General features: G+C 71.7%; 22 protein-coding genes. 20 read left to right on the forward strand and 2 right to left on the reverse strand.

The genetic code is table 11. The annotated features are described in order from the left end of the window. Positions 1-128 precede the first annotated feature (128 nt). From mqnC to ABT015_RS07155, 5 genes are all read left to right on the forward strand, one after another. Entirely contained in the window at positions 129-1,349 is a 1,221-nt protein-coding gene (gene mqnC, locus ABT015_RS07135) for a cyclic dehypoxanthinyl futalosine synthase (RefSeq protein WP_063348156.1), read from the forward strand. A 16-nt stretch (positions 1,350-1,365) separates the two neighbouring features. Continuing rightward, positions 1,366-1,998 carry an amidohydrolase family protein gene (locus ABT015_RS07140; protein ID WP_350877599.1) on the forward strand — a complete coding sequence of 211 codons (633 nt, stop codon included), beginning with the start codon at positions 1,366-1,368 and terminating at the stop codon, positions 1,996-1,998. A gap of 247 nt (positions 1,999-2,245) precedes the next feature. Next, positions 2,246-2,833 carry a hypothetical protein gene (locus tag ABT015_RS07145; protein WP_350877600.1) on the forward strand — a complete coding sequence of 196 codons (588 nt, stop codon included), beginning with the start codon at positions 2,246-2,248 and terminating at the stop codon, positions 2,831-2,833. 81 nt (positions 2,834-2,914) lie between these two features. After that, a complete protein-coding gene (locus tag ABT015_RS07150) occupies positions 2,915-3,610 on the forward strand; it encodes a demethylmenaquinone methyltransferase (protein WP_063348153.1) in 696 nt (231 codons plus the stop codon). A gap of 134 nt (positions 3,611-3,744) precedes the next feature. Then, complete coding sequence (locus ABT015_RS07155; RefSeq protein WP_350877772.1) at positions 3,745-5,034, forward strand: geranylgeranyl reductase family protein; 1,290 nt, start codon at positions 3,745-3,747, stop codon at positions 5,032-5,034. A 31-nt stretch (positions 5,035-5,065) separates the two neighbouring features. Here the strand turns inward: ABT015_RS07155 and ABT015_RS07160 are convergent, their stop codons facing one another. Together ABT015_RS07160 and ABT015_RS07165 are read right to left on the reverse strand one after the other, a co-directional pair. Further along, on the reverse strand, positions 5,066-5,722 hold the full coding sequence (locus ABT015_RS07160) for a peptidylprolyl isomerase (RefSeq protein ID WP_350877601.1): 657 nt from the start codon (positions 5,720-5,722) through the stop codon (positions 5,066-5,068). A gap of 127 nt (positions 5,723-5,849) precedes the next feature. Then, complete coding sequence (locus tag ABT015_RS07165; protein WP_350877602.1) at positions 5,850-6,518, reverse strand: TetR/AcrR family transcriptional regulator; 669 nt, start codon at positions 6,516-6,518, stop codon at positions 5,850-5,852. 564 nt (positions 6,519-7,082) lie between these two features. Here ABT015_RS07165 and ABT015_RS07170 point away from each other — a divergent pair. The 15 genes from ABT015_RS07170 to ABT015_RS07240 all read left to right on the forward strand — a co-directional run bounded on the left by ABT015_RS07170 (position 7,083) and on the right by ABT015_RS07240 (position 24,578). Continuing rightward, the gene (locus tag ABT015_RS07170) at positions 7,083-7,442 is read left to right on the forward strand and encodes an NADH-quinone oxidoreductase subunit A (protein ID WP_030060100.1); all 360 of its coding nucleotides are present in this window, start codon (positions 7,083-7,085) and stop codon (positions 7,440-7,442) included. A 100-nt stretch (positions 7,443-7,542) separates the two neighbouring features. Beyond that, on the forward strand, positions 7,543-8,097 hold the full coding sequence (locus tag ABT015_RS07175) for a NuoB/complex I 20 kDa subunit family protein (protein ID WP_063348147.1): 555 nt from the start codon (positions 7,543-7,545) through the stop codon (positions 8,095-8,097). Then, entirely contained in the window at positions 8,094-8,807 is a 714-nt protein-coding gene (locus ABT015_RS07180; protein WP_350877603.1) for an NADH-quinone oxidoreductase subunit C, read from the forward strand. Before ABT015_RS07175 ends, ABT015_RS07180 begins: the two co-directional genes overlap by 4 nt. Continuing rightward, a complete protein-coding gene (locus ABT015_RS07185) occupies positions 8,807-10,183 on the forward strand; it encodes an NADH-quinone oxidoreductase subunit D (RefSeq protein WP_350877604.1) in 1,377 nt (458 codons plus the stop codon). Before ABT015_RS07180 ends, ABT015_RS07185 begins: the two co-directional genes overlap by 1 nt. Continuing rightward, positions 10,180-10,950, forward strand: a complete 771-nt coding sequence (nuoE, locus tag ABT015_RS07190) for an NADH-quinone oxidoreductase subunit NuoE (protein WP_350877605.1) — start codon at positions 10,180-10,182, stop codon at positions 10,948-10,950. Before ABT015_RS07185 ends, nuoE begins: the two co-directional genes overlap by 4 nt. Continuing rightward, entirely contained in the window at positions 10,950-12,311 is a 1,362-nt protein-coding gene (gene nuoF, locus ABT015_RS07195; protein ID WP_350877606.1) for an NADH-quinone oxidoreductase subunit NuoF, read from the forward strand. The genes nuoE and nuoF overlap by 1 nt, the downstream gene beginning before the upstream one ends. Then, the gene (locus ABT015_RS07200; RefSeq protein ID WP_350877607.1) at positions 12,308-14,827 is read left to right on the forward strand and encodes an NADH-quinone oxidoreductase subunit G; all 2,520 of its coding nucleotides are present in this window, start codon (positions 12,308-12,310) and stop codon (positions 14,825-14,827) included. The genes nuoF and ABT015_RS07200 overlap by 4 nt, the downstream gene beginning before the upstream one ends. Next, complete coding sequence (gene nuoH, locus ABT015_RS07205; RefSeq protein ID WP_350877609.1) at positions 14,824-16,152, forward strand: NADH-quinone oxidoreductase subunit NuoH; 1,329 nt, start codon at positions 14,824-14,826, stop codon at positions 16,150-16,152. Before ABT015_RS07200 ends, nuoH begins: the two co-directional genes overlap by 4 nt. 6 nt (positions 16,153-16,158) lie before the next feature. After that, the gene (gene nuoI, locus ABT015_RS07210) at positions 16,159-16,761 is read left to right on the forward strand and encodes an NADH-quinone oxidoreductase subunit NuoI (RefSeq protein WP_350877610.1); all 603 of its coding nucleotides are present in this window, start codon (positions 16,159-16,161) and stop codon (positions 16,759-16,761) included. Then, a complete protein-coding gene (locus ABT015_RS07215; protein ID WP_350877611.1) occupies positions 16,758-17,756 on the forward strand; it encodes an NADH-quinone oxidoreductase subunit J in 999 nt (332 codons plus the stop codon). Before nuoI ends, ABT015_RS07215 begins: the two co-directional genes overlap by 4 nt. Then, on the forward strand, positions 17,753-18,052 hold the full coding sequence (nuoK, locus tag ABT015_RS07220) for an NADH-quinone oxidoreductase subunit NuoK (protein WP_030060110.1): 300 nt from the start codon (positions 17,753-17,755) through the stop codon (positions 18,050-18,052). Before ABT015_RS07215 ends, nuoK begins: the two co-directional genes overlap by 4 nt. Positions 18,053-18,065: 13 nt before the next feature. After that, on the forward strand, positions 18,066-19,961 hold the full coding sequence (gene nuoL / locus ABT015_RS07225) for an NADH-quinone oxidoreductase subunit L (RefSeq protein WP_350877613.1): 1,896 nt from the start codon (positions 18,066-18,068) through the stop codon (positions 19,959-19,961). 34 nt (positions 19,962-19,995) lie between these two features. Next, a complete protein-coding gene (locus ABT015_RS07230; RefSeq protein ID WP_350877614.1) occupies positions 19,996-21,630 on the forward strand; it encodes an NADH-quinone oxidoreductase subunit M in 1,635 nt (544 codons plus the stop codon). Positions 21,631-21,641: 11 nt separating this feature from the next. Continuing rightward, on the forward strand, positions 21,642-23,264 hold the full coding sequence (gene nuoN, locus ABT015_RS07235; RefSeq protein ID WP_350877774.1) for an NADH-quinone oxidoreductase subunit NuoN: 1,623 nt from the start codon (positions 21,642-21,644) through the stop codon (positions 23,262-23,264). A 303-nt stretch (positions 23,265-23,567) separates the two neighbouring features. Beyond that, the gene (locus ABT015_RS07240; RefSeq protein WP_350877615.1) at positions 23,568-24,578 is read left to right on the forward strand and encodes a polyprenyl synthetase family protein; all 1,011 of its coding nucleotides are present in this window, start codon (positions 23,568-23,570) and stop codon (positions 24,576-24,578) included. Positions 24,579-24,612: the final 34 nt, after the last annotated feature.

Below are 24,612 nucleotides of genomic sequence, written 5' to 3' on the forward strand. Positions count from 1 at the left end.
ACGGGCAGCGGGCTGACGCGGACGCCCGAAAGGCCTGGCGTAGGCTGGTTCGGCCGTACCCGGACGCCCGCCGTCCGGGGGGCGGCAGCGCCGAGAACTGCAGTATCCGAGAGAGAGAAGGCGGCCAGGTGACCGAGCTCGCAGCGACCACCCTCGATGCGCCCAGCACCGATTTGCAGGCCGTGCTCGACCGCGCCGCCGGCGGTGGCCGGATCACCCCGGAGGAGGCGCTGGAGCTGTACCGCTCGGCGCCGCTGCACGCGCTCGGCTCCGCCGCCGACGCGGTGCGCCGCCGCCGCTACGCCGGTACCGAGCACATCGCGACGTACATCATCGAGCGCAACATCAACTACACCAACGTCTGCGTGACGGCGTGCAAGTTCTGCGCCTTCTACGTGCCGCCGAAGAGCGACAAGGGCTGGTCCCGCGAGCTCGACGAGATCCTGCGCCGCTGCGCCGAGACCGTCGAACTGGGCGGCACCCAGATCATGTTCCAGGGCGGCCACCACCCGGACTACGGCGTGGAGTACTACGAGCGCGCGTTCTCGGCCATCAAGGCCGACTTCCCGCAGCTGGTGATCCACTCCCTGGGCGCCTCCGAGGTCGACCACATGGCCCGGATCTCGGGCGTCTCGATCGAGGAGGCCATCACCCGGATCCACCGGGCCGGCCTGGACTCCTTCGCCGGCGCCGGGGCCGAGCTGCTGCCCGCACGGCCGCGCAAGGCGATCGCCCCGCTCAAGGAGTCCGGCGAGCGCTGGCTGGAGATCATGGAGGCCGCGCACGGCCTCGGCGTGGAGTCCACCTCCACCATGCTGATGGGCACCGGCGAGACCAACGCCGAGCGGATCGAGCACCTGCGGATGATCCGCGACGTGCAGGACCGCACCGGCGGTTTCCGGGCCTTCATCCCCTACACCTACCAGCCGCAGAACAACCACCTGAAGGGCTCGACGCAGGCCACCGTCTTCGAGTACCTGCGGATGATCGCGATCGCCCGCCTGTTCCTCGACAACATCGCCCACATCCAGGGCTCCTGGCTCACCACCGGCAAGGAGGCCGGCCAGCTGTCGCTGCACTACGGCGCGGACGACCTCGGCTCGGTCATGCTGGAGGAGAACGTCGTCTCGGCGGCCGGTGCCAAGCACCGCTCCAACCTCACCGAGCTGATCCACCTCATCCGGGCCGCCGACCGCGTCCCGGCGCAGCGCGCGACCACGTACGAGCACCTGCGGGTGCTGGACGACCCGGCCAACGACCCGGTGGACCCGCGGGTCGCCTCGCACATCGCCTCCACGGCGATCGAGGGCGGCACCGCGCACCCCGAGCTGAAGATCCTGGACAACTGAGGCCCGGGGCACCGCCGTGCTGACCCTGCACCGGGCGGCCCTGGTGCTGCCCGACCCGGCCGACCCCACCGCCCCGTCCCTCCCGGACGGGGCGGTGCTGGTGCGCGGCGACCGCGTCGAGGCCGTCGGACCGTACCGGGAACTGGCCGCCGCGCACCCGGGGGCGCGACTGCGGGACTGGGGCGCCGCGGTGCTCACGCCGGGGCTGCGCAACCCGTACGGGCACCGGCTGCTGGAACACGCCTACCACCCGGACCCGCGCGAGGAGATCGGCGTCGAGCCGGTCGCGGACGGGCTGACGGGCTCCGCCGACGAGGGGCGCTGCGGCGCGAGCGCCCGGCGCGGGCTGCAGCGGATGCTCGGGTTCGGCGTGACGGCGGTGGCCGGGCCGTTCGAGCGGGCCGCGGTGCGCACGGCCGTGGCGCGCTCCGGGCTGGTCGCGCTGCCGGGCGCGACGGACCCGGGGGACGGCCCGCTGGACCCGCTGGCGGTGCTGCCGCTCGCGGCGGCCGTGCACGGCCGGGTGGCGGCGGGCGGCCGGGCCGACTTCGCGGTGTTCCCGGCCGTTGGGGAGGGCTTCGCCCAGCCATCGCCGGGCGGTTGCCTGGCCGCCGTGCTGGGCGGGCGGTTGGTGTACCGGCGGCGCTGAACGGGGCCGGGAACCGGGCGACGTACTCGCCGGTAGTCGGACTTCCTTGCGGCGCACGGCACTTCCTTCGTGTGCCGCCGAACTCCATTGTCCACCCTGCGGGGTGATTCCCCCTTCGCCGTGACCTGAGGGCCCGCCAGCGGATACGATCCCGGACAGCTCACTCCGTACCCTCACCACCTACCGCCCGTGCCCGCGGGTGGCGGGGCCGTGTCCCAGGCCCCGAAGGCAAGCCAGGACAGGAACCATGCGATCCGCGACCGTCCCCCCGCCGCGATCCCCGCGGTTGGGCCGTGGTTGGTACCTCGCCGCCGTGCTCAGCGCCGTGCTGGCCGTCGGCATGTGCCTGCTCGGCTGGCGCCAGGCCGACCAGGCCGACCGGATCGGCGCCCACCCCGTGAGAGTCGAAGGCGTCGTCACCCAGCTCCCCACCGGCGGCGGCTCCTACAGCGCCGTCAGCTACCGGGCGTCCGGCCAGTCGCACACCGCGGCCGCGCTGCCGCTCGCCGACGGCGCCAAGGTCGGCGACCCGATCTGCCTGGAGCACGCCGCCGACGACCCGGGCGCGGTGCGGATCTGCGGCGACACCTACCCGCAGCCGGTCGGCGTCGGCCTGGCCCGGTTCAGCGTGCCGGTCGCGGTCGGGATGTTCGTGATCTGCGTGCTGCGCATCCGGCGGCACCGGCGGGCGCTCGCGGTCCGCGCCGGGCAGGGCCGGCTGGCCACCACCGTCGCACTGGCGGCCGGGGCGCTGGCCGACGGGATGCCCGCGATAACCCACGGCAAGCGCTCCCGGCGCCGGCGGCGCGCGGGCGGGCGGCGCGCGCAGCACTGACGGGGCCCGTGCGGCGGGTGCGGACGCCCCGCGGCGTGCCCCGTTGGTCGGGGTGTCGGCGCCAGGGTGAACAATGGGGGCGTGACCCGAGCCTCTCTGGACAAGCAGCCGCACGAAGTCGCCGCCATGTTCGACGACGTCGCGGCCAAGTACGACCGCACCAACGACGTGCTGTCCCTCGGCCAGGCCCGCGCCTGGCGCCGGGCGGTGGCCGAGGCGGTGGCCGCCGGACCGGGGGACCTCGTGCTCGACCTCGGAGCCGGCACCGGCACCTCCTCGCTGCCCTTCGCCGAGGCCGGCGCGCAGGTCGTCCCGTGCGACTTCTCCGTCGGCATGCTCGTCGAGGGCAAGCGCCGCCACCCCGAGCTGCCGCTCACCGCCGGCGACGCCACCCGGCTGCCGTTCGCGGACGGCACCTTCGACTCGGTGACGATCTCCTTCGCGCTGCGCAACGTCCAGGACACCGACGCGGCGCTGCGCGAGATGCAGCGCGTCACCAAGCCCGGCGGCAAGCTGGTGATCTGCGAGTTCTCCACCCCGACCTGGACGCCGTTCCGGACGGTCTACACCGAGTACCTGATGCGCGCCCTGCCGCCGGTCGCCACCGCGGTCAGCAGCAACCCGGACGCGTACGTGTACCTCGCCGAGTCCATCCGCTCCTGGCCCGACCAGCCCGAGCTGGCGGCCCGGCTGCAGGAGAGCGGCTGGTCCAAGGTCGCCTGGCGCAACCTCACCGGCGGCATCGTCGCCCTGCACCGGGCGTACAAGCTCGGGTAGCCGTCGCACCGGCGAGGTGGGGGCGTGGTCGTTTCCGGCGGCGGGGACGGAACTAGACTGCCGGAGACAGAAGCCGCCGTCCCCACAGCCGCAGCTCCAGGAGAGTGTCCACCGTGTCCGAGACCGCAGCCGACCTGACGAAGCCGGACAGCCCGGTCGAGAGCACGGCCGACGTCATCGTGGTCGGCGCGGGCCCGGCCGGGTCCACCACCGCGTACTACCTCGCCCAGGCCGGGCTGGACGTGCTGCTGCTGGAGAAGACCGCGTTCCCGCGCGAGAAGGTCTGCGGCGACGGCCTCACCCCCCGCGCCACCAAGCAGCTGGTGGACATGGGCATCGACGTCTCCACCGAGAACGGCTGGCTGCACAACAAGGGCCTGCGCATCATCGGCGGCGGCGTCCGGCTGGAGCTGGACTGGCCCGAGCTGTCCGCCTTCCCCGACTACGGCCTGGTCCGCAAGCGCGCCGACTTCGACGAGCTGCTGGTCCGTCAGGCCGAGAAGGCCGGCGCCCGGCTCTACGAGCGCTGCAACGTCAGCGGGCCCGTCCTGGACGAGCGCACCGGCCGGATCGTCGGCGTCACCGCCAAGCTCGGCGACGAGAAGCGGCCGGTCACCTTCCGCGCCCCGCTGGTGGTCGCCGCCGACGGCAACTCCACCCGGCTCTCGCTCGCCATGGGCCTGCACCGCCGCGAGGACCGCCCGATGGGCGTCGCCTACCGGACGTACTTCACCTCGCCGCGCCACGACGACGACTACCTGGAGTCCTGGCTGGAGCTGTGGGACACCCGTGGCGGCCAGCGCAAGCAGCTGCCCGGGTACGGCTGGGTCTTCGGCATGGGCGACGGCACCTCCAACGTCGGCCTCGGCATCCTCAACTCCTCGCCCGCGTTCGGCGAACTCGACTGGCGCGAGGTGCTCAAGGCCTGGTGCGCCGGCATGCCGGAGGAGTGGGGCTACACCCCCGAGAACATGACCGACCCGATCCGCGGCGCCGCGCTGCCGATGGCCTTCAACCGGCAGCCGCACTACACCCGCGGCCTGCTGCTCGTCGGCGACGCGGGCGGCATGGTCAACCCGTTCAACGGCGAGGGCATCGCCTACGCGATGGAATCCGGCCAGATCGCCGCCGGCGTCATCGTCCAGGCCCACGCCCGGGTCACCGAGACCGGGCGCGAGCGCGCTCTGCAGGGCTACCCGCGCGTCCTCAAGGACGTCTACGGCGGCTACTACACGATGGGCCGCGCCTTCGTGAAGCTCATCGGCAACCCCAAGGTGATGCAGCTCGCCACCCAGCGCGGCCTCACCCACCCGATGCTGATGCGCTTCACCCTCAAGATGCTCGCCAACCTCACCGACCCGCAGGGCGGCGACGCGATGGACCGCATCATCAACGGCCTCGCGAAGGTCGCGCCCAACGCGTAGCGGGCCCGGGGGGTGAGGGGCGGGCTCCCGGTCAGCGGGTGCTGATCTTCACGTGGCGGATGTTCACGGGGAGGGTGGGGAAGCCGTCGCCGGGGTTGTTCTGGTCGTCCTCGCCGCCCGCGGCGATCTTCTGCAGGACGTCCAGGCCCGTCGTGATCCGGCCGAACGGGGTGTAGGCGGGGGAGAGCTTGGTGTCCTTCCAGACGAAGAAGAACTGGCTGCCGTTGGTGTTCGGACCGGCGTTGGCCATCGCCACGGTGCCGGCCGGGTAGGTGGCGCCGGTCAGGTTCTCGTCCGGGAAGGAGTAGCCGGGCCCGCCGCTGCCCGTTCCGGTCGGGTCGCCGCACTGCAGGACGTAGAGCCGCTGGGTGGTGAGGCGGTGGCAGTGGCTGCGGTCGAAGTAGTCGTGCTCGGCGAGGAAGCGGAACGAGAAGGTGGTGCAGGGCGCCTTGTCGGTCAGCGCCTGGAAGGTGATCGCGCCCTGGCTGGTGCGCAGGGTGGCGCGGTAGGGCTGAGCGGCCTTCTTGGCGTCGAAGACCGGGATGCCCTTGAAGTTGTCGGCCGGCACCGCGGGCGTGTAGGCGCAGGCGGGCGCGGGCGGCGGGGTGTCCGCGACGGCGGTGCCGGTGCTCGCCGTGAGCGGGAGGACGGTGGCGACGGCGAGCAGGGCCCAGGGTGCGCGCTTCACGGGACGGGCCTTCCGGAGGGTGGTGGACGGCGGGGTTGGCATGGCGACATCATCCACGCCGGGGCGGGGATCCGGTAGGGGTCGGTAGGGATCGGTGGGGTTCGGGGCCCGCCGGGCGGACGGAGGGTCAGGAGTCCTCCGAGGGGCGGGGGTCGGCCTCGGGGGCGGAGGCGAACAGCCCGGCGCGGGCGGCCAGCGCGGCGGCGTCGGCGGCCCGCTCGGCGGTGTGGGCGTCCAGCGGCTCGCCGGTGACGAACAGCCGGTAGTAGAGCGGGGCGGTGGCGGCCCGGACCACCTCGGCGCCGTCCGTTCCGGTGGGCAACTCGCCCCGGGCGACGGCTCGTTCGGCGACCTCGGCGGCCTGGCGGTGGCGGGAGGCGAAGAAGGTGCGCAGGGCGGTCGCGCCGGTGTCGGAGCGCTGGGCGGCGGAGATCAGCGCGGTGGGGGTGGCCCCCAGGCCGGGATCGGTGAAGACGGTGAACACCTCCCGGGTGATCAGCCGCAGGTCCGCGCGGAGGTCGCCGGTGTCGGGCAGCGGCCAGGGCTGGTCGGCCGAGGCGGTCAGGGCGTCCGCGACCAGGCCGTCCACTCCGCCCCACCGCCGGTAGAGCGTCGCCTTGTGGACGCCGGAGCGGCTCGCGACGGCCTCGACGGTGAGGCCGTCGTACCCCTTCTCGGTGACCTCGGCGAGCGTGGCGGCGACCACCTCCTCCCGGACCCGGGTGCTGCGGCCGCCAGGGCGCGGGGTCGGGGTGCGGGGCTCGCGGTGGTCCGTCCCGGGGGTGCTCTCGTTCACGGTCGACTCCAGTCGCGTCAGGGCTTGCCGTGGCGTGGCGGTCTCGCCGCGCTCATCGTAAGGCGACTCCTGTCGCGTTACGGGTGGAGTCCCGCCGACCGTCGAGCCCGGGGCCGCCGGCTCCGGGGGCCGTTTCGCACGCTTGTGAACGAAGGGTCAAGCGAGCGTTCGGACCCCCGCCACCCCTCAGGGTGAGCCGCTATAACACGTCAACACGACGCCTCGAAATTTGCTCCGGTCGACGCATAGTTGATATAGGAGCGCGGCTCTGACCAGCCGCTTCACAAGTAAATGCGACCGGTTGTGACCATTTGACTTCTTTGCGTCGACAACTCCGGGCGTGTTCACGTTCGGCACGATTCCCATCGTGGCGTAGATCACAAAGATGACGTTGAACTGCGTGTCGCAGATCACAAGCCGACGGGCATAGGATGCGCTCGTTCCAGGCTTTGTGAACTGCCTCACATGGGGCGGATTCCGGGAACCGGAACGCGGGTTCACCTCAGCGTGACCTGCCGGTTCCGATCTGCAGTCAAGGACGACTGGACGGAGGGAGCGGGGGCTATGAATGCCTACGCGCCGATCCTCGTACTCGGTGCCATCGCGGCGGCGTTCGCGGTCGGCTCCGTCGTGATGGCCTCACTCACCGGCCCCAAGCGGTACAACCGGGCCAAGTTGGAGGCGTACGAGTGCGGCATCGAGCCGACCCCGCAGCCCGTGGGCGGCGGTCGGTTCCCGATCAAGTACTACCTGACGGCGATGCTCTTCATCGTCTTCGACATCGAGATCGTCTTTCTCTATCCCTGGGCGGTGACCTTCGACGCCCTGGGGATCTTCGGGTTGGTCGAGATGCTCCTGTTCATCGCCACGGTCTTCGTCGCCTACGCCTACGTGTGGCGCCGCGGCGGCCTGGAGTGGGACTGAGCGCGGGGTGGCCGCCGCCTTTGTGAACGAGCGGACAAGCCCGAACGGGCCGAGGTACCACAGGACTTGAGGGCTTCTTGAGGGCATTGAGAGGGATCTGATGGGAATCGAGGAGAAGCTGCCGAGCGGCTTTCTGCTCACGACCGTGGAGACGGCCGCCGGTTGGGTGCGCAAGGCGTCACTCTTCCCGGCCACCTTCGGTCTGGCCTGCTGCGCGATCGAGATGATGACCACCGGCGCCGGACGCTACGACCTGGCCCGGTTCGGCATGGAGGTGTTCCGGGGCTCCCCCCGGCAGGCCGATCTGATGATCGTGGCGGGTCGGGTGAGCCAGAAGATGGCCCCGGTGCTGCGCCAGGTGTACGACCAGATGGCCAACCCGAAGTGGGTCATCTCGATGGGCGTCTGCGCCTCCTCGGGCGGGATGTTCAACAACTACGCGATCGTGCAGGGCGTCGACCACATCGTCCCGGTGGACATCTACCTGCCCGGTTGCCCGCCCCGCCCGGAGATGCTGATGGACGCCATCCTGAAGCTGCACGACAAGATCCAGCACGAGCCGCTGGGCGCGAACCGGATCCGGGCCGAGGAACTGGGCGAGGCGCTCGCCCTCAAGGCCACCCCGGTCAGCGAGATGCGGGGGCTGCTGCGATGAACGAGCAGGTACCCGAGACCCGTCGCGAGCACCCCGTCCGCGAGATCCCGGTCGAGGTGGTCGGCCGCCGGCAGGGCATGTTCGGCGCCCAGGGCAGCGGTGACACCTCCGGCTTCGGCGGCCTGGCCGCGCCGATCGTGCTGCCCGGTCCGAGCGAACGGCCGTACGGCGGCTGGTTCGACGAGGTCGCCGACGAGCTGGAGGGCGCCCTGGAGGAGCAGGGCCTGGACCCGGTCGAGGTGATCGAGAAGACCGTCGTCGACCGCGGCGAGCTCACCTTCCACATCGACCGCGACCACCTGCTCCGGACCGCCCGCACCCTGCGCGACGACCCGGCGCTGCGCTTCGAACTGTGCCTGGGCGTGAGCGGCGTGCACTACCCCGACGACAAGGGCCGCGAGCTGCACGCGGTCTACCACCTGCGGTCGATCACCCACGGACGGCTGATCCGGGTGGAGGTCACCGCGCCGGACGCCGACCCGCGCATCCCCTCCGTGGTGAGCGTCTACCCGACCAACGACTGGCACGAGCGCGAGGCCTACGACTTCTTCGGCCTGGTCTTCGACGGCCACCCGGCGCTCACCCGGATCATGATGCCGGACGACTGGCTGGGCCACCCGCAGCGCAAGGACTACCCGCTCGGCGGCATCCCCGTCGAGTACAAGGGCGCCCAGATCCCGGCTCCCGACCAGCGGAGGTCGTACAGCTGATGAGTACTCGGCACCACGAAGATGCTCGGCACGACGAAGAGACCCGACCCCACGAGGAGACCGAGCAGGCAGCGGCCCGGGAGACCACCGAGGGCCGGGTCTTCACGGTCACCGGCGGCGACTGGGGCGAGGTGGTCGAGGCGGTCGGCCGGGCCGACGACGAGCGCATCATCGTCAACATGGGCCCCCAGCACCCGTCCACCCACGGCGTGCTGCGGCTGATCCTGGAGATCGACGGCGAGACGGTGAAGGAGGCCCGCTGCGGCATCGGCTACCTCCACACCGGCATCGAGAAGAACATGGAGTTCCGCAACTGGGTCCAGGGCACCACCTTCGTGACCCGGATGGACTACCTGACCCCGCTGTTCAACGAGACCGCGTACTGCCTGGCCGTCGAGAAGCTGCTCGGCATCACCGACGACGTCCCGGACCGGGCCAGCGTGATCCGGGTGCTGATGATGGAGCTCAACCGGATCGCCTCGCACCTGGTCTGCCTGGCCACCGGTGGCATGGAGATCGGCTCCACCACCCTGATGATCTACGGCTTCCGCGACCGCGAGCTGATCCTGGACGTCTTCGAGCTGGTCACCGGCCTGCGCATGAACCACGCGTACGTGCGCCCCGGCGGCCTCGCCCAGGACCTCCCGCCCGGCGCCGTCGACCAGATCCGCGAGTGCGTGAAGACCCTGCGCTCCCGGATGCACGAGTACGACAAACTCGCCACCGGGAACCCGGTGTTCAAGGCCCGCCTGGTCGATGTCGGCTTCCTCGACCTGCCCGGCTGCCTGGCCCTCGGCGCCACCGGCCCGATCCTGCGCGCCACCGGCCTGCCGCACGACCTGCGCAGGACCGACCCGTACTGCGGCTACCAGGACTACGACTTCGAGGTCGCGACCGCGGACAGCGCCGACTCCTACGGCCGCTTCCTGATCCGTCTGGAGGAGATGCGGCAGTCGCTGGGGATCGTCGAGCAGTGCCTGGACCGGCTGCGGCCGGGCCCGGTGATGGTGGCCGACAAGAAGATCGCCTGGCCCGCCCAACTCGCCGTCGGGCCGGACGGGATGGGCAACTCGCTCGACCACATCCGCAAGATCATGGGCACCTCGATGGAGGCCCTGATCCACCACTTCAAGCTGGTCACCGAGGGCTTCCGGGTCCCGGTCGGCCAGGCGTACGCGGCGGTCGAGTCGCCCAAGGGCGAGCTGGGCGTGCACGTGGTCAGCGACGGCGGGACGCGCCCGTACCGGGTCCATTTCCGGGATCCGTCGTTCACCAATCTGCAGACGATGGCAGCGATGTGCGAGGGCGGCCAGGTCGCCGACGTGATCGTCGCGGTGGCCGGGATCGACCCGGTGATGGGAGGCGTGGACCGGTGACAGACGTCCAGTTGGGGATGCCGGCGCTGCCGGCCACACCGTACCCCGAGGAGGTGCACGCCCGGCTGGCCGCCGACGCCGCGGAGCTGATCGGCCGCTACCCGCAGGCCCGGTCGGCGCTGCTGCCGCTGCTGCACCTGGTGCAGGCCGAGGAGGGCTTCGTCAGCCCGACCGGCATCCGGTTCTGCGCCGAGCAGTTGGACCTCACCACCGCCGAGGTCACCGCCGTCGCCACCTTCTACACCATGTACCGGCGGCGCCCGGCCGGGAAGTACCACGTCGGGGTCTGCACCAACACCCTGTGCGCGGTGCTCGGCGGCGACCAGATCTTCGACGAGCTCCAGCAGCACCTCGGCGTGCGCAACAACGAGACCACCGGGGACGGCGAGATCTCGATCGAGCACATCGAGTGCAACGCGGCCTGCGACTACGCCCCCGTGGTGATGGTCAACTGGGAGTTCTTCGACGACCAGACCCCGGAGAGCGCCAAGCGCCTGGTCGACGACCTGCGCGCGGGCCGGGAGGTCCGGCCGACCCGCGGCGCCCGGCTGTGCACCTTCAAGGAGTCCGCCCGGATCCTGGCGGGCTTCCCCGACGAGCGCCCGGGTGCCAACGACGAGTCCGGCGCGGGCGGCGCGCCCTCGCTGGCCGGCCTGCGCCTGGCCAAGGGCGAGGCGCTGCCCGGAACCGGCGGCACCAAGGTCGTCGCGCCCCGCCACGAGGGCACCGGTCACGAGGGCACCGGCCACGAAGGGACGGAAGCGTGATGACCGCCGCCGAGCCGGCCGAGAAGCTGCTCACCCCCGTCCTGTCCGCCTCCTGGGACGACGAACGGCCCTGGACGCTGGCCACCTACCGCCGCCACCACGGCTACGACGGCCTCAAGGCGGCCCTCGCGATGCCGCCGGACGACGTGATCGCCCTGGTGAAGGACGCCGGGCTGCGCGGTCGCGGCGGCGCCGGCTTCCCCACCGGGATGAAGTGGCAGTTCATCCCGCAGAACGACGGCAAGCCGCACTACCTGGTGGTCAACGCGGACGAGTCCGAGCCGGGCACCTGCAAGGACATCCCGCTGCTGTTCGCCAACCCGCACGCGCTGATCGAGGGCATGATCATCGCCTCCTACGCGATCCGCTGCGACCACGCGTTCATCTACCTGCGCGGCGAGGTCGTCCCGGTGCTGCGCCGCCTGCACGCGGCCGTCGCCGAGGCGTACCAGGCCGGGCTGCTCGGCCGGAACATCCTCGGCTCGGGCGTCGACCTCGACATCACCGTGCACGCCGGCGCCGGCGCCTACATCTGCGGCGAGGAGACGGCGCTGCTGGACTCGCTGGAGGGCCGCCGCGGCCAGCCCCGGCTGCGTCCGCCGTTCCCGGCGATCGCCGGCCTGTACGCCTGCCCGACGGTGGTCAACAACGTCGAGTCGATCGCCTCGGTGCCGCCGATCCTGGCCCGCGGCAAGGAGTGGTTCAAGGGCCTGGGCACCGAGAAGTCCCCCGGCTTCACGCTGTACTCGCTCTCCGGCCACGTCACCAACCCCGGCCAGTACGAGGCACCGCTGGGCATCACGCTGCGCCAGCTGCTGGACATGAGCGGCGGCGTCCGCCCCGGGCACCGGCTCAAGTTCTGGACCCCGGGCGGCTCGTCCACCCCGATGTTCACCGACGAGCACCTGGACGTCCCGCTGGACTACGAGGGTGTCGGCGCGGCCGGCTCGATGCTCGGCACCAAGGCGCTGCAGGTCTTCGACGAGACCACCTGCGTGGTGCGGGCGGTCACCCGCTGGACCGAGTTCTACGCCCACGAGTCCTGCGGCAAGTGCACCCCCTGCCGTGAGGGCACCTACTGGCTGGTCCAGCTGCTCAAGCGGATCGAGGCGGGCGCGGGCGTCGAGGGGGACCTGGAGAAGCTCCTCGACATCGCCGACAACATCAACGGCAAGTCCTTCTGCGCACTGGGCGACGGCGCCGCGAGCCCGATCGTCTCCTCCCTCCAGCACTTCCGGGCCGAGTACGAGCAGCACCTGGCCGAGCGCCGCTGCCCGTTCGACCCGGCCGCCTCCACCGTCTGGGCCGACGGCCCCCGCCCCGGCCACCAGTCCGCCACCGAAAGGGAGGTGCACGCGTGACGATCACAGAGCCATCCACCTCCACGGGCGACAAGGCCGCGGTCGAGCTGGTCACGCTCACCATCGACGGCGTCGAAGTGCAGGTCCCCAAGGGGACGTTGGTGATCCGGGCCGCCGAACGGATCGGCACCCAGATCCCGCGCTTCTGCGACCACCCGCTGCTCGACCCGGCCGGCGCCTGCCGGCAGTGCATCGTCGAGATCGAGGGCCAGCGCAAGCCCGTCGCCTCCTGCACCATCCCGGTCGCCGAGGGCATGGTGGTGCGCACCCAGGTGAGTTCACCGGTGGCCGAGAAGGCGCAGCGCGGCGTGATGGAGCTGCTGCTGATCAACCACCCGCTGGACTGCCCGGTCTGCGACAAGGGCGGCGAGTGCCCGCTGCAGAACCAGGCGATGTCCACCGGTGACGCCGACACCCGCTTCGAGGGGATGAAGCGCACCTACGAGAAGCCGATCCCGCTCAGCACCCAGGTGCTGCTGGACCGGGAGCGCTGCGTGCTGTGCGCGCGCTGCACCCGCTTCTCGCAGCAGATCGCCGGGGACCCGTTCATCGACCTGCTGGAACGCGGCGCGCTCCAGCAGGTCGGCACCGGGGACGACGAGCCGCTCGACTCGTACTTCTCCGGGAACACCATCCAGATCTGCCCGGTGGGCGCCCTGACGTCGGCGGCCTACCGCTTCCGCTCGCGCCCGTTCGACCTGGTCTCCTCGCCGAGCGTGTGCGAGCACTGCTCCGCGGGCTGCGCCCAGCGCACCGACCACCGGCGCGGCAAGGTGCTGCGCCGGCTGGCGGGCGAGGACCCGGCGGTCAACGAGGAGTGGAACTGCGACAAGGGTCGGTTCGCGTTCCGCTACGCCCAGCAGCGGGACCGGATCGCCACCCCGCTGGTGCGGGTGGACGGCGAGCTGGTACCCGCCTCCTGGCCGGAGGCGCTGGCTCGGGCCGCCGAGGGACTGCGCGGAGCCCGCGCCGGGGTGCTGACCGGCGGCCGGGTCACCGTCGAGGACGCCTACGCGTACGGGAAGTTCGCGCGGGTGGTGCTCGGCACCAACGACGTGGACTTCCGGGCCCGCCCGCACAGCGGCGAGGAGGCGGACTTCCTGGCCGCCGCCGTCGCCGGGCGCGGGGTGGACGTGGACGGCGAGGGCCTGACCTACGAGCGGCTGGAGCAGGCGCCGGCGGTGCTGCTGGCGGGCTTCGAGCCGGAGGAGGAGTCGCCGATCGTCTTCCTGCGGCTGCGCAAGGCGAACCGCGACCGGGGCCTGAAGGTGTACTCGGTGGCGGCGTTCGCCTCCCGGGGCCTGGCCAAGCTGCGCGGCGCGCTGCTGCCGGCCGCCCCGGGCACGGAGGCGGAGTGGTTCGCCGCGCTGGCCGCCGACGAGCCGCTGAACGACGAGGCCGGGCGGGCCGCCGAGCTGCTGCGCGGCCCGGGCGCGGTGATCCTGGTGGGCGAGCGGCTGGCCGCCGCCCCGGGCGCGCTGACGGCGGTGCTGCGCCTGGCGCACGCGACCGGCGCCCGGCTGGCGTGGGTGCCGCGCCGGGCGGGTGAGCGCGGTGCGGTCGAGGCGGGCCTGCTGCCGGGGCTGCTGCCCGGCGGCCGTCCGGTGGCGGCTCCGGCCGCCCGGGCGGAGGCCGCCGGGGTGTGGGGGGTGGCGGAGCTGCCGTCCCGGCCGGGCCGGGACACCGAGCAGATCCTGACGGCCGCGGCGCACGGCGAGCTGGACGCGCTGCTGGTCGGCGGCGTCGACCCGGACGACCTGCCGGATCCGGCGCTGGCCGACGCGGCGCTGGCGGCGGTGCCCTTCGTGGTGTCGCTGGAGCTGCGGCCCTCCGCGGTGACGGCGCGCGCGGACGTGGTGCTGCCGGTGGCGGCGGTGGCGGAGAAGGCCGGCGCCTTCCTGGACTGGGAGGGCCGGCTGCGGATGTTCGAGGCGGCGCTCAAGCCCGACCAGCAGATGGGCCGCCATCTGTACCCGGACCTGCGGGTGCTGACCATGCTGGCGGAGGCGCTGGGCCACCGGCTGGGTCTGCCGGACGTCCGGGCGGCCCGGCTGGAGCTGGACCACTTCACCCCGTGGGCGGGTGACCGGTCCGCGGACCCGGCCGCGCACCCCGGCGTGCTGCCCCGCCCGGCCACCGGCCAGGCGGTGCTGGCGGGTTGGCGCCAGCTGCTGGACAACGGCACCTTGCAGCAGGGCGATCCGCACCTGGCGGGCACCCGGCACCGGGCGGTGGCCCGGGTCTCGCCGGCCACCGCGAAGGAGATCGGCGCCGAGGAGGGCGGGGCGCTGCGGCTGACCGGCCCGGCCGGCTCGCTGACCCTGCCGCTGGAGGTCACCGACTCGATCCCGGACCGCACGGTCTGGATCCCGCTCAACTCCACGCCGGGCGGCGCCCACCGCGCGCTCGGAACCACCGTCGGCCATCTGGTCACGATCGCCGTGGCCGCCCCCGAGCCGGCCGCGAGGGCCGAGGCCGCGGCGGGCGACGCGGGCAGTGAAGGGGAGGAGCGATGACTCCGCAGCCGTACGAGACGCTCCACTTCTTCGGGCAGGACCCGTGGTGGATGGTGCTGCTGAAGGCGGTGTTCTGCTTCGGCTTCCTGGTCCTGACGGTGCTGATCGCGATCGTCTGGGAGCGCAAGGTGGTGGCCTGGATGCAGCTGCGCATCGGGCCGAACCGGCACGGACCGTGGGGGATGCTGCAGTCCCTGGCGGACGGCGTGAAGCTGGCGCTCAAGGAAGACCTGGTGGTCAAGGGCGCGGACAAGGTGGTCTACATCCTGGCCCCGATCGTCTGCGCCGTCCCGGCGTTCATGGCCTTCGCGGTGATCCCGTTCGGGCCGGCCGGCAACGAGGTGTCGATCTTCGGCACCCGGACGGCGATGCAGCTGACCGACTTCCCGGTGGCGCTGCTGTACATCCTGGCGACGGCCTCGATCGGCATCTACGGCATCGTGCTGGCCGGCTGGTCGTCCGGTTCGACGTACCCGCTGCTGGGCGGGCTGCGCTCGGCCGCGCAGATGGTCAGCTACGAGATCGCGATGGGCCTGTCCTTCGCGGCGGTGTTCATCTACTCGGGGTCGATGTCGACCTCGGAGATCGTGGCGCACCAGCAGCCGACCTGGTTCGCGGCGCTGCTGCCGGTGTCGTTCATCGTGTACATCATCGCGATGGTGGGTGAGACCAACCGGGCGCCGTTCGACCTCCCGGAGGCCGAGGGCGAGCTGGTCGGCGGCTTCAACACCGAGTACTCCTCGCTGAAGTTCGCGATGTTCATGCTGGCCGAGTACGTCAACATGGTGACCGTCTCGGCGGTCGCCTCCACCCTGTTCCTGGGCGGCTGGCGGGCCCCGTGGCCGGTGTCGACCTTCTGGGAGGGCGCCAACCACGGCTGGTGGCCGATGCTGTGGATCACGCTGAAGATCCAGCTGCTGCTGTTCTTCTTCATCTGGCTGCGCGGCACGCTGCCCCGGTTCCGCTACGACCAGTTCATGAAGCTGGGCTGGAAGGTGCTGATCCCGGTCTCGCTGGTGTGGCTGGTGCTGATCGCGAGCGTGCGGGCGCTGCGCAACGAGGGCTACGGCTTCGGCGAGGTGGTGCTGTACGTCGGCGCGCCGGTCGGGGCGATCCTGCTGCTCGCCCTGCTGCGGGACTTCCTGAAGAAGGAACCCGAGCCCGAACCCGCCCTGCCGAAACGGGAGTTCGACCCGATGGCGGGCGGCTACCCGGTGCCCCCGCTGCCCGGACAGGAGCTCCCGCCGGTGCCGCGCCGGCGCAGCCGGGCCCCGAAGCAACTCCAGGACGCCCTCAACGGGGCCGACCATACCGAAGGGAGCTGAACCGAGATGTCGTCCGACCAGACGGAGCGGGCCGAGCGGCCCGACAAGCCGTCGATCCTCGGCCCGGCCGCCGGCTTCGGCGTGACCTTCAAGGCCATGTTCAAGAAGCGGCTCACCGAGCAGTACCCGGAGCAGAAGAAGCCCACCGCTCCGCGCTTCCACGGCCGCCACCAGCTGAACCGGCACCCGGACGGCCTGGAGAAGTGCATCGGCTGCGAGCTGTGCGCGTGGGCCTGTCCGGCCGACGCCATCTACGTGGAGGGCGCGGACAACCGGGAGGAGGAGCGCTACTCGCCGGGCGAGCGCTACGGCGCGGTCTACCAGATCAACTACGCCCGCTGCATCCTGTGCGGGCTGTGCATCGAGGCCTGCCCGACCCGCGCGCTCACCATGACCAACGAGTACGAGCTGGCCGACTCCTCGCGCCGGGACCTGATCTTCACCAAGGACCAGCTGCTGGTCGGCCTGTCCGAGGGCATGGTGGACTCCCCGCACTCGATCTTCCCGGGCGCCGACGAGGGCGCGTACTACCGGGGCGAGATCACCGCGGCGGCGCCCGGGACGGTCCAGCAGGAGCGCACCGACCGGGAGCGGGAGGTCCAGCAGTGACCTCCCTCAACCTGGCCGCGACCGGGACGACCTCCGTCGGGGAGGCCGTCCAGTTCTGGGTGCTCGCGGTGCTCGCGGTCGGCGGCGCGCTCGGCATGGTGCTGATGCGCAAGGCCGTGCACAGCGCGCTGTGCCTGGCGGCCACGATGATGGCGCTGGCGGTCTGTTACATGGCGCAGGGCGCGGTGTTCCTGGGCGTGGTGCAGATCGTCGTCTACACCGGCGCGATCATGATGCTGTTCCTGTTCGTGGTGATGCTGGTCGGCGTCACCAGCGAGGACTCCCTGAAGGAGCAGCTGAAGGGCCAGCGGTTCGCCGCGGTGCTGTGCGGGCTGGGCTTCGGCGTGCTGCTGATCGCCGGGATCGCCAACGCGCGGCTGGACCACTTCACCGGCCTGTCCGAGGCGAACGCCGAGGGCAACGTGCCGGGCCTGGCCCGGCTGATCTTCACCCGGTACGTGTGGGCGTTCGAGGTCACCGGCGCGCTGCTGATCACCGCGGCGATCGGCGCGATGGTGCTGACCCACCGCGAGCACGTGAAGGCGCCGAAGACGCAGCGCGAGCTGGCCGCCCAGCGGGTCGTGGACAACCTCCAGCTGCCGCCGCTGCCGGCGCCGGGCGTGTACGCGCGGCACAACGCGGTGGACGTTCCGGCGCTGCTGCCGGACGGCACGATCGCCGAGGACTCGGTGATGGCGACGCTGCGCGAGCGCGGCCAGGTCCGGGACGTCAGCCAGGAGATGCTGCGGCGGATGGCCGAGCTGGAGAACACCACGGCGGACTGGCTGGGCCGGCCGTCGTCCGAGCGGCCGGCGGTCTCCGGACCGCGCAAGTCGCTGGAGCCGGTGCCGGCTTCGGTGCCGGCTTCGGTGAACGGCAAGGACGGCAACGGCGGTCCGAACGGCCTGAACGGCAAGGACGGCCTGAACGCCAGGGACGGCCTGAACGGCAAGGGCGGCCCGAACGGCCGCGCCGACGAGGAGGGAGCGGAGTGAACCCGGTCAACTACCTGTACCTCGCGGCCCTGTTGTTCACCATCGGCGCGGCCGGAGTGCTGATCCGGCGCAACGCGATCGTGCTGTTCATGTGCGTGGAGCTGATGCTGAACGCCTCGAACCTCGCCCTGGTGACCTTCTCCCGGCTGCACGGCACCCTGGACGGCCAGATCATCGCGTTCTTCACGATGGTGGTCGCGGCGGCCGAGGTCGTGGTCGGCCTCGCCATCATCGTCTCCATCTTCCGGACCAGGCACTCCGCTTCGGTCGACGACAGCAATCTGATGAAGCTGTAGGCGGAGGGCCTCGGTGAACTCTCTCATTCCGCTGCTGGTGGCGGCCCCGCTGGCCGGCGCCGCCCTGCTCCTGCTCGGTGGCCGCGCGCTGGACCGCTTCGGCCACTGGCTGGCCACCGCCCTCGCGGCGCTCTCGTTCGGCTTCGGCCTGGCGCTGTTCCGGGACATGCTGGGCCGCGAGGCCGAGCACCGGGCCGTCACCGAGCACCTGTTCAGCTGGATCCCGGTGAACGGGTTCCAGGCCGACATGTCGTTCCGGCTCGACCAGTTGTCGATGACCTTCGTCCTGCTGATCACCGGCGTCGGCACGCTGATCCACCTGTACTCGGTGGGCTACATGGCGCACGACGAGCGCCGGCGCCGCTTCTTCGCGTACCTGAACCTGTTCCTGGCCGCCATGCTGCTGCTGGTGGTCGCCGACAACTACCTTCTGCTGTACTTCGGTTGGGAGGGCGTGGGCCTCGCCTCGTACCTGCTGATCGGCTTCTGGCAGCACAAGCCGAGCGCGGCGACGGCGGCGAAGAAGGCGTTCATCGTCAACCGGGTCGGCGACCTGGGCCTGTCGATCGCGATCATGCTGATGTTCACCGAGTTCGGCTCCTTCGCCTTCCAGCCGGTCTTCGGCGGGGCGGCGCAGGCGAGCGAGGGCAAGCTGACGGCGATCGGCCTGATGCTGCTGCTGGCGGCCTGCGGCAAGTCGGCGCAGGTGCCGCTGCAGTCCTGGCTGGGTGACGCGATGGAGGGCCCGACCCCGGTGTCGGCGCTGATCCACGCGGCCACCATGGTGACCGCCGGCGTCTACCTGATCACCCGCTCGTCGGCGATCTTCGACCTGGCGCCGGACGCGCAGACCGCCGTGGTGGTGGTCGGCGCGGTCACCCTGCTGTTCGGTGCGATCGTCGGTTGCGCGAAGGACGACATCAAGAAGGCGCTGGCCGGGTCGACGATGTCGCAGATCGGCTACATGGTGCTGGCGGCCGGGCTCGGCCCGATCGGCTACGCCTTCGCGATCATGCACCTGGTGACGCACGGCTTCTTCAAGGCCGGGCTGTTCCTCGGCGCCGGGTCGGTCATGCACGGCATGAACGACGAGGTGGACATGCGTCGCTACGGCGGCCTGCGCAAGTTCATGCCGGTCACCTTCGTCACCTTCGGCCTCGGCTACCTGGCGATCATCGGCTTCCCCGGCCTGTCCGGCTTCTTCTCCAAGGACAAGATCATCGAGGCGGCCTTCGCCAAGGGCGGCACCGAGGGCTGGATCCTCGGCCTGTGCGCGCTGACCGGCGCCGCCGTCACCGCGTTCTACATGACCCGGGTGATGCTGCTGACCTTCTTCGGCGAGAAGCGCTGGCAGCCGGACGCGGAGGGCAACGCCCCGCACCCGCACGAATCCCCGAAGACCATGACCATCCCGATGGTCCTGCTGGCCTTCGGCTCGGTCTTCGCGGGCGGGCTGTTCGCCTTCAACGACTCGTTCCTGACCTGGCTGGAGCCGGTCACCGGACACTCCGAGGGCGACTCACCGCTCGCCCCGCTGGTGGTCACCGTGCTCACCACGGCCTGCATGCTGGCCGGCGTCCTCGTCTCGTACCTGATGTATGGGCGCTCCGCCGTCCCCGTGGTGCCGCCGGTCGGCTCCCCGCTCACCCGGGCCGCCCGCCGCGACCTGCTCCAGGACGACTTCAACCACGCCGTCCTGGTCCGCCCGGGCTCGGCGCTCACCGCGACGCTGGTCTACTTCGACAGCCGCGGCCTGGACGGCTTCGTCAACGGCCTGGCCGCCACCATCGGAGGCGTGTCCAGTCGGCTGCGGCGGGTCCAGAACGGCTTCGTCCGCTCGTACGCGCTCTCCATGTTCGGCGGCACGCTGGTGCTGGTCGCCACGACTCTCCTGATGAGGTCCGTCTGATGACTCGCGCAGATTCCACGCGGGGGGTGCGGCCATGAGCGCGTTGCTGACCGCCACCTGTGCCGTCCCGGCGGCCGGCGCGGTGCTGACCGCCGCCCTGCCCGCCGGGTCGACCGAGCGCCGCCGCTCGACCACCAAGGCCGTCGCCCTGGGCGTCTCGGTCGTCACCCTGGTGCTGGCCGCCGTGGTGGCGACCCGCTTCGACCCGCACGGCGACCGCTACCAGCTGACCGAGTCGTACAGCTGGATCCGCTCCTTCGGCATCACCTTCTCGCTCGGCGTGGACGGCATCGGCGCCGTCCTCGCCCTGCTCACCGCCGTCCTGGTGCCGGTGGTGATGCTGGCCTCCTGGCACGACGCCGACCCGGGGCCGGCCGCCCCCGACGGCACGGTCGCCCCCGACACCTTCGAGAACAGGCGCCGCACCCAGGGCTTCTTCGCCCTGATCCTGGCGGTGGAGGCGATGGTGGTCGTCTCCTTCTACGCCACCGACGTCTTCCTCTTCTACGTGTTCTTCGAAGCCATGCTGATCCCGATGTACTTCCTGATCGGCGGCTTCGGCGACCGGGCCGGCGGCCCCGACGCGGCGCGCCAGCGCTCGTACGCGGCCGTGAAGTTCCTGCTCTACAACCTGCTCGGCGGCCTGGTGATGCTGGCCGCCGTGATCGGCCTGTACGTGATCGCGCAGGACCAGGGCTTCGGCACCTTCGACCTCCAGACCCTCACCTCGGCGATCGCCGACGGCAAGCTCCAACTGTCCGGCACCGCCGAGAAGGCGCTGTTCCTGGGCTTCTTCTTCGCCTTCGCGGTGAAGGCCCCGCTGTGGCCGCTGCACACCTGGCTGCCGAACGCGATGGGCGAGGCCACCGCCGGCACCGCCGTGCTGATCACCGCCGTGGTGGACAAGGTCGGCACCTTCGCGATGCTGCGCTTCTGCCTCGGGCTGTTCCCGCACGCCTCGAAGACCTTCGCCCCGGTGATCCTGGTCCTGTCGGTGATCGGGATCATCTACGGCGCGCTGCTGGCGGTCGGTCAGAAGGACATCAAGCGGCTGGTCGCCTACGCGTCGATCTCGCACTTCGGCTTCATCATCATGGGCATCTTCGCGCTGACCAGCCAGGGCCAGAGCGGCGCCACCCTCTACATGGTCAACCACGGCATCTCCACCGCCGCGTGGATGCTGGTGGCGGGCTTCCTGATCTCCCGCCGCGGCTCGCGGCTGATCGCCGACTACGGCGGGGTGCAGAAGGTCGCCCCGGTGCTCGCCGGAACGTTCCTGATCGGCGGTCTGGCCACCCTGTCGCTGCCCGGGCTCGCCCCGTTCGTCAGTGAGTTCCTGGTGCTGGTGGGCACGTTCACCCGCTACCCGGCGATCGGCATCGTGGCGACCTTCGGCATCGTGCTGGCCGCGCTGTACGCCCTGCTGCTGTACCAGCGCACCATGACCGGCCCGGTGAAGGCCGGCGTCGGCGGGATGCCCGACCTCAAGGTCCGCGAACTGGCCGTGGTCGCCCCGCTGGTGGCGCTGACCATCCTGCTCGGCGTCTACCCCAAGCCGCTCACCGACCTGGTCAACCCCTCGGTGAACGCGACGCTCTCGCAGGTCCACGAGACCGACCCGGCGCCGGCCCACCCGGTCGCCGCCACCTCAGGAGGTGAGCAGAAGTGAGCACCACCGGCATGCTCGCCGCCGCCGGCGGCAACACCGCCAGCATCCCGGCGCCGCACCTGGAGTACGGCCAGCTCTCCCCGATGCTGGTGGTGTTCGGCGCCGCCGTGGCCGGCATCCTGGTGGAGGCCTTCGTGCCCCGCCGGTACCGGCACTGGACGCAGGTGTCGCTCGCCCTGGCCGGGCTGATCGGCTCCTTCGTCGCCGTGGTGGTGCTGGCCTCCCAGGGCTTCGGCTCCACCCGGGTCGACCTGCTGGCCATGGAGTCGGTCGCGCTGGACGGCCCGGCGCTGTTCCTGCAAGGCGTGATCCTGCTGGCCGCCGTCGTCGCGGTGCTCACCTACGCCGAACGGAAGCTGGAGCCCAAGGCGGGCGGCCTGCCCGCCGACGCCTTCGCGGCCCAGGCCGCCGCCACCCCCGGCGGCGAGCAGGAGCGGGCCGCGGTCCGGGCCGGCTTCGCCACCAGCGAGGTCTTCCCGCTCACCATGTTCGCGGTCGGCGGGATGCTGCTGTTCCCCGCGGCCAACGACCTGCTGACGATGTTCGTGGCGCTGGAGGTCTTCTCCCTCCCGCTGTACCTGCTCTGCGCGCTGGCCCGGCGCCGCCGGCTGCTCTCCCAGGAGGCGGCCGTCAAGTACTTCCTGCTGGGCGCCTTCGCCTCGGCGTTCTTCCTGTTCGGCACCGCGCTGCTGTACGGCTACGCGGGCAGCGTGAAGCTCGGCGACATCTCGGACGTGATCTCCGGCAAGGCGATGACCACCCCGGCGCAGCTGAGCAGCACCCAGAGTGACGCGCTGCTGCTGATCGGCCTGGCGATGCTCGCGGTCGGCCTGCTGTTCAAGGTCGGCGCGGTGCCGTTCCACTCCTGGACCCCGGACGTGTACCAGGGCGCGCCGACCCCGGTGACCGGCTTCATGGCGGCGGCGACGAAGGTCGCGGCCTTCGGGGCGTTCCTGCGGCTGTTCTACGTGGCCTTCCCGGGCCTGCGGCTGGACTGGCGGCCGGTGCTGTGGGGGGTGGCGATCCTCACCATGGTGGTGGGCGCGGTGCTGGCGGTCACCCAGCAGGACGTCAAGCGGCTGCTGGCGTACTCCTCGATCGCGCACGCCGGGTTCATCCTCACGGGTGTGATCGCCACCAACAAGCAGGGCCTGTCCTCGGTGCTGTTCTACCTGCTGTCGTACTCCTTCGTGACGCTCGGCGCGTTCGCCGTGGTCACCCTGGTGCGCGACTCCAAGGGCGAGGCGACCCACCTGTCCAGCTGGGCCGGGCTGGGCCGGCGCTCGCCGCTGGTGGCGGCGGTGTTCGCGCTGTTCCTGCTGGCCTTCGCCGGGATCCCGCTGACCTCCGGGTTCACCGGGAAGTTCGCGGTGTTCCAGGCGGCGGCGGCCGGCGGGGCGACGCCGCTGGTGATCGTCGGTGTGCTGAGTTCGGCGGTGGCCGCGTTCTTCTACATCCGGGTCATCGTGCTGATGTTCTTCTCCGACCCGAAGCCGGGCGGCCCGACGGTGGCGATCCCGAGCGCCTTCACGGCGACCGCGATCGGGGTGGGGGTGCTGGTCACGCTGGGTCTCGGCCTGCTGCCGCAGTACTTCCTGGACCTGGCGTCGAAGGCCGCGCTGTTCGTCCGCTGACCGCCCCCGGGGCGGCGCCGCCGCCCCGGGTCCGTCCGGGCCGCGCCCTCGGTGCGCGGTCCGGACGCGCGTTTGCCGCCGGCCCGCCGGCGGAGGGGTTCCGGCCCGTGTTTTCCAGCTGAATTCGCCCCCACCGCAGTACTGCCCCCACAGCCGCCCTGACCAGGGCATCCGGCCCGATCATGACAGGATCCGCACGCCCGTGCAGTGATCCACTCGTGACCGGATACCCTGCCTGTATGGCCAGCGGCGGCACTCAGGGACCAGGCCGCTAGATCGACCAGGGACAGAGGAGTGGTCTTCGTGACCGTCGTGGGACCCTTCGGGCTCAGCGTGCAGGACCGCGACCTGACCCGGGACGTTCAGGCCGGACTGGACGCGGTGGAGACGGCTCTCGCCGAGGCCGTCAAGAGCGACGTCCCGTTCATCACCATCACCGCCAGTCACCTCATCGAGGCCGGCGGCAAGCGCTTCCGTCCGCTGCTGCTGCTGCTGGCGGCGCAGTTCGGCGACCCGGGGGCACCCGGTGTGGTGCCGGCCGCCGTCGTCGTCGAGCTCACCCACCTGGCGACCCTGTACCACGACGACGTCATGGACGAGGCCCCGGTGCGCCGCGGCGCCCCCAGCGCCAACTCCCGCTGGGACAACTCGGTGGCCATCCTCACCGGCGACTTCCTGTTCTCCCGCGCCTCCCAGGTGCTCGCCGACCTCGGCCCCGAGGCGGTGCGGATGCAGGCCGACGCCTTCGAGCGCCTGGTCACCGGCCAGATCCTGGAGACCCGCGGCCCCGGCCCGGACGGCGACCCGCTGCTGCACTACCTCGACGTGCTGGCCGGCAAGACCGGCTCGCTGATCGCGGTCTCCTGCCGGATAGGAGCGCTGATGGCCGGCGCCGAGCCGTGGATGGTGGACACCCTCAGCGAGTTCGGCGAGCGGATCGGCATCGCCTTCCAGCTGGCCGACGACGTGCTGGACATCGCCAGCGACGGCCAGGAGTCCGGCAAGACCCCCGGCACCGACCTGCGCGAGGGCGTGCCGACCCTGCCGACCCTGCTGCTGGAGCAGATGCCGGCCGACCCCGCGGACCCGGCCGACACCCGGCTGCGCGAACTGCTCACCCTGGACCTCGCCGACGACGACCTGCACGCCGAGGCGCTGCGGCTGCTGCGCCGCCACCCCGCGCTGGAGCGCGCCCGCCGGGAGACGCTGCGCCAGGCCGAGGACGCCCGGGCGCTGCTCGCCCCGCTGCCGGACTGCGCGGCGAAGGCGGCCCTGGAAGGTCTCTGCGACGCGGTGGCGATCCGGACCATGTGACCGGAGCGCGGCGGGCGCCGGCCCCCGGCCGGCG

It is taken from the genome of Kitasatospora sp. NPDC094016 (genome assembly GCF_040304045.1).
Lineage (GTDB): Bacteria > Actinomycetota > Actinomycetes > Streptomycetales > Streptomycetaceae > Kitasatospora.

Coding starts and splice junctions, on each gene's coding strand:
- ABT015_RS07230 (WP_350877614.1), top strand. CDS start 19,996: ATGAGCGCGTTGCTGACCGCCACCTGTGCCGTCCCGGCGGCCGGCGCG.
- nuoH (WP_350877609.1), top strand. CDS start 14,824: ATGACTCCGCAGCCGTACGAGACGCTCCACTTCTTCGGGCAGGACCCG.
- ABT015_RS07145 (WP_350877600.1), top strand. CDS start 2,246: ATGCGATCCGCGACCGTCCCCCCGCCGCGATCCCCGCGGTTGGGCCGT.
- ABT015_RS07170 (WP_030060100.1), top strand. CDS start 7,083: ATGAATGCCTACGCGCCGATCCTCGTACTCGGTGCCATCGCGGCGGCG.
- nuoI (WP_350877610.1), top strand. CDS start 16,159: ATGTCGTCCGACCAGACGGAGCGGGCCGAGCGGCCCGACAAGCCGTCG.
- nuoN (WP_350877774.1), top strand. CDS start 21,642: ATGCTCGCCGCCGCCGGCGGCAACACCGCCAGCATCCCGGCGCCGCAC.
- ABT015_RS07180 (WP_350877603.1), top strand. CDS start 8,094: ATGAACGAGCAGGTACCCGAGACCCGTCGCGAGCACCCCGTCCGCGAG.
- nuoF (WP_350877606.1), top strand. CDS start 10,950: ATGACCGCCGCCGAGCCGGCCGAGAAGCTGCTCACCCCCGTCCTGTCC.
- ABT015_RS07185 (WP_350877604.1), top strand. CDS start 8,807: ATGAGTACTCGGCACCACGAAGATGCTCGGCACGACGAAGAGACCCGA.
- ABT015_RS07175 (WP_063348147.1), top strand. CDS start 7,543: ATGGGAATCGAGGAGAAGCTGCCGAGCGGCTTTCTGCTCACGACCGTG.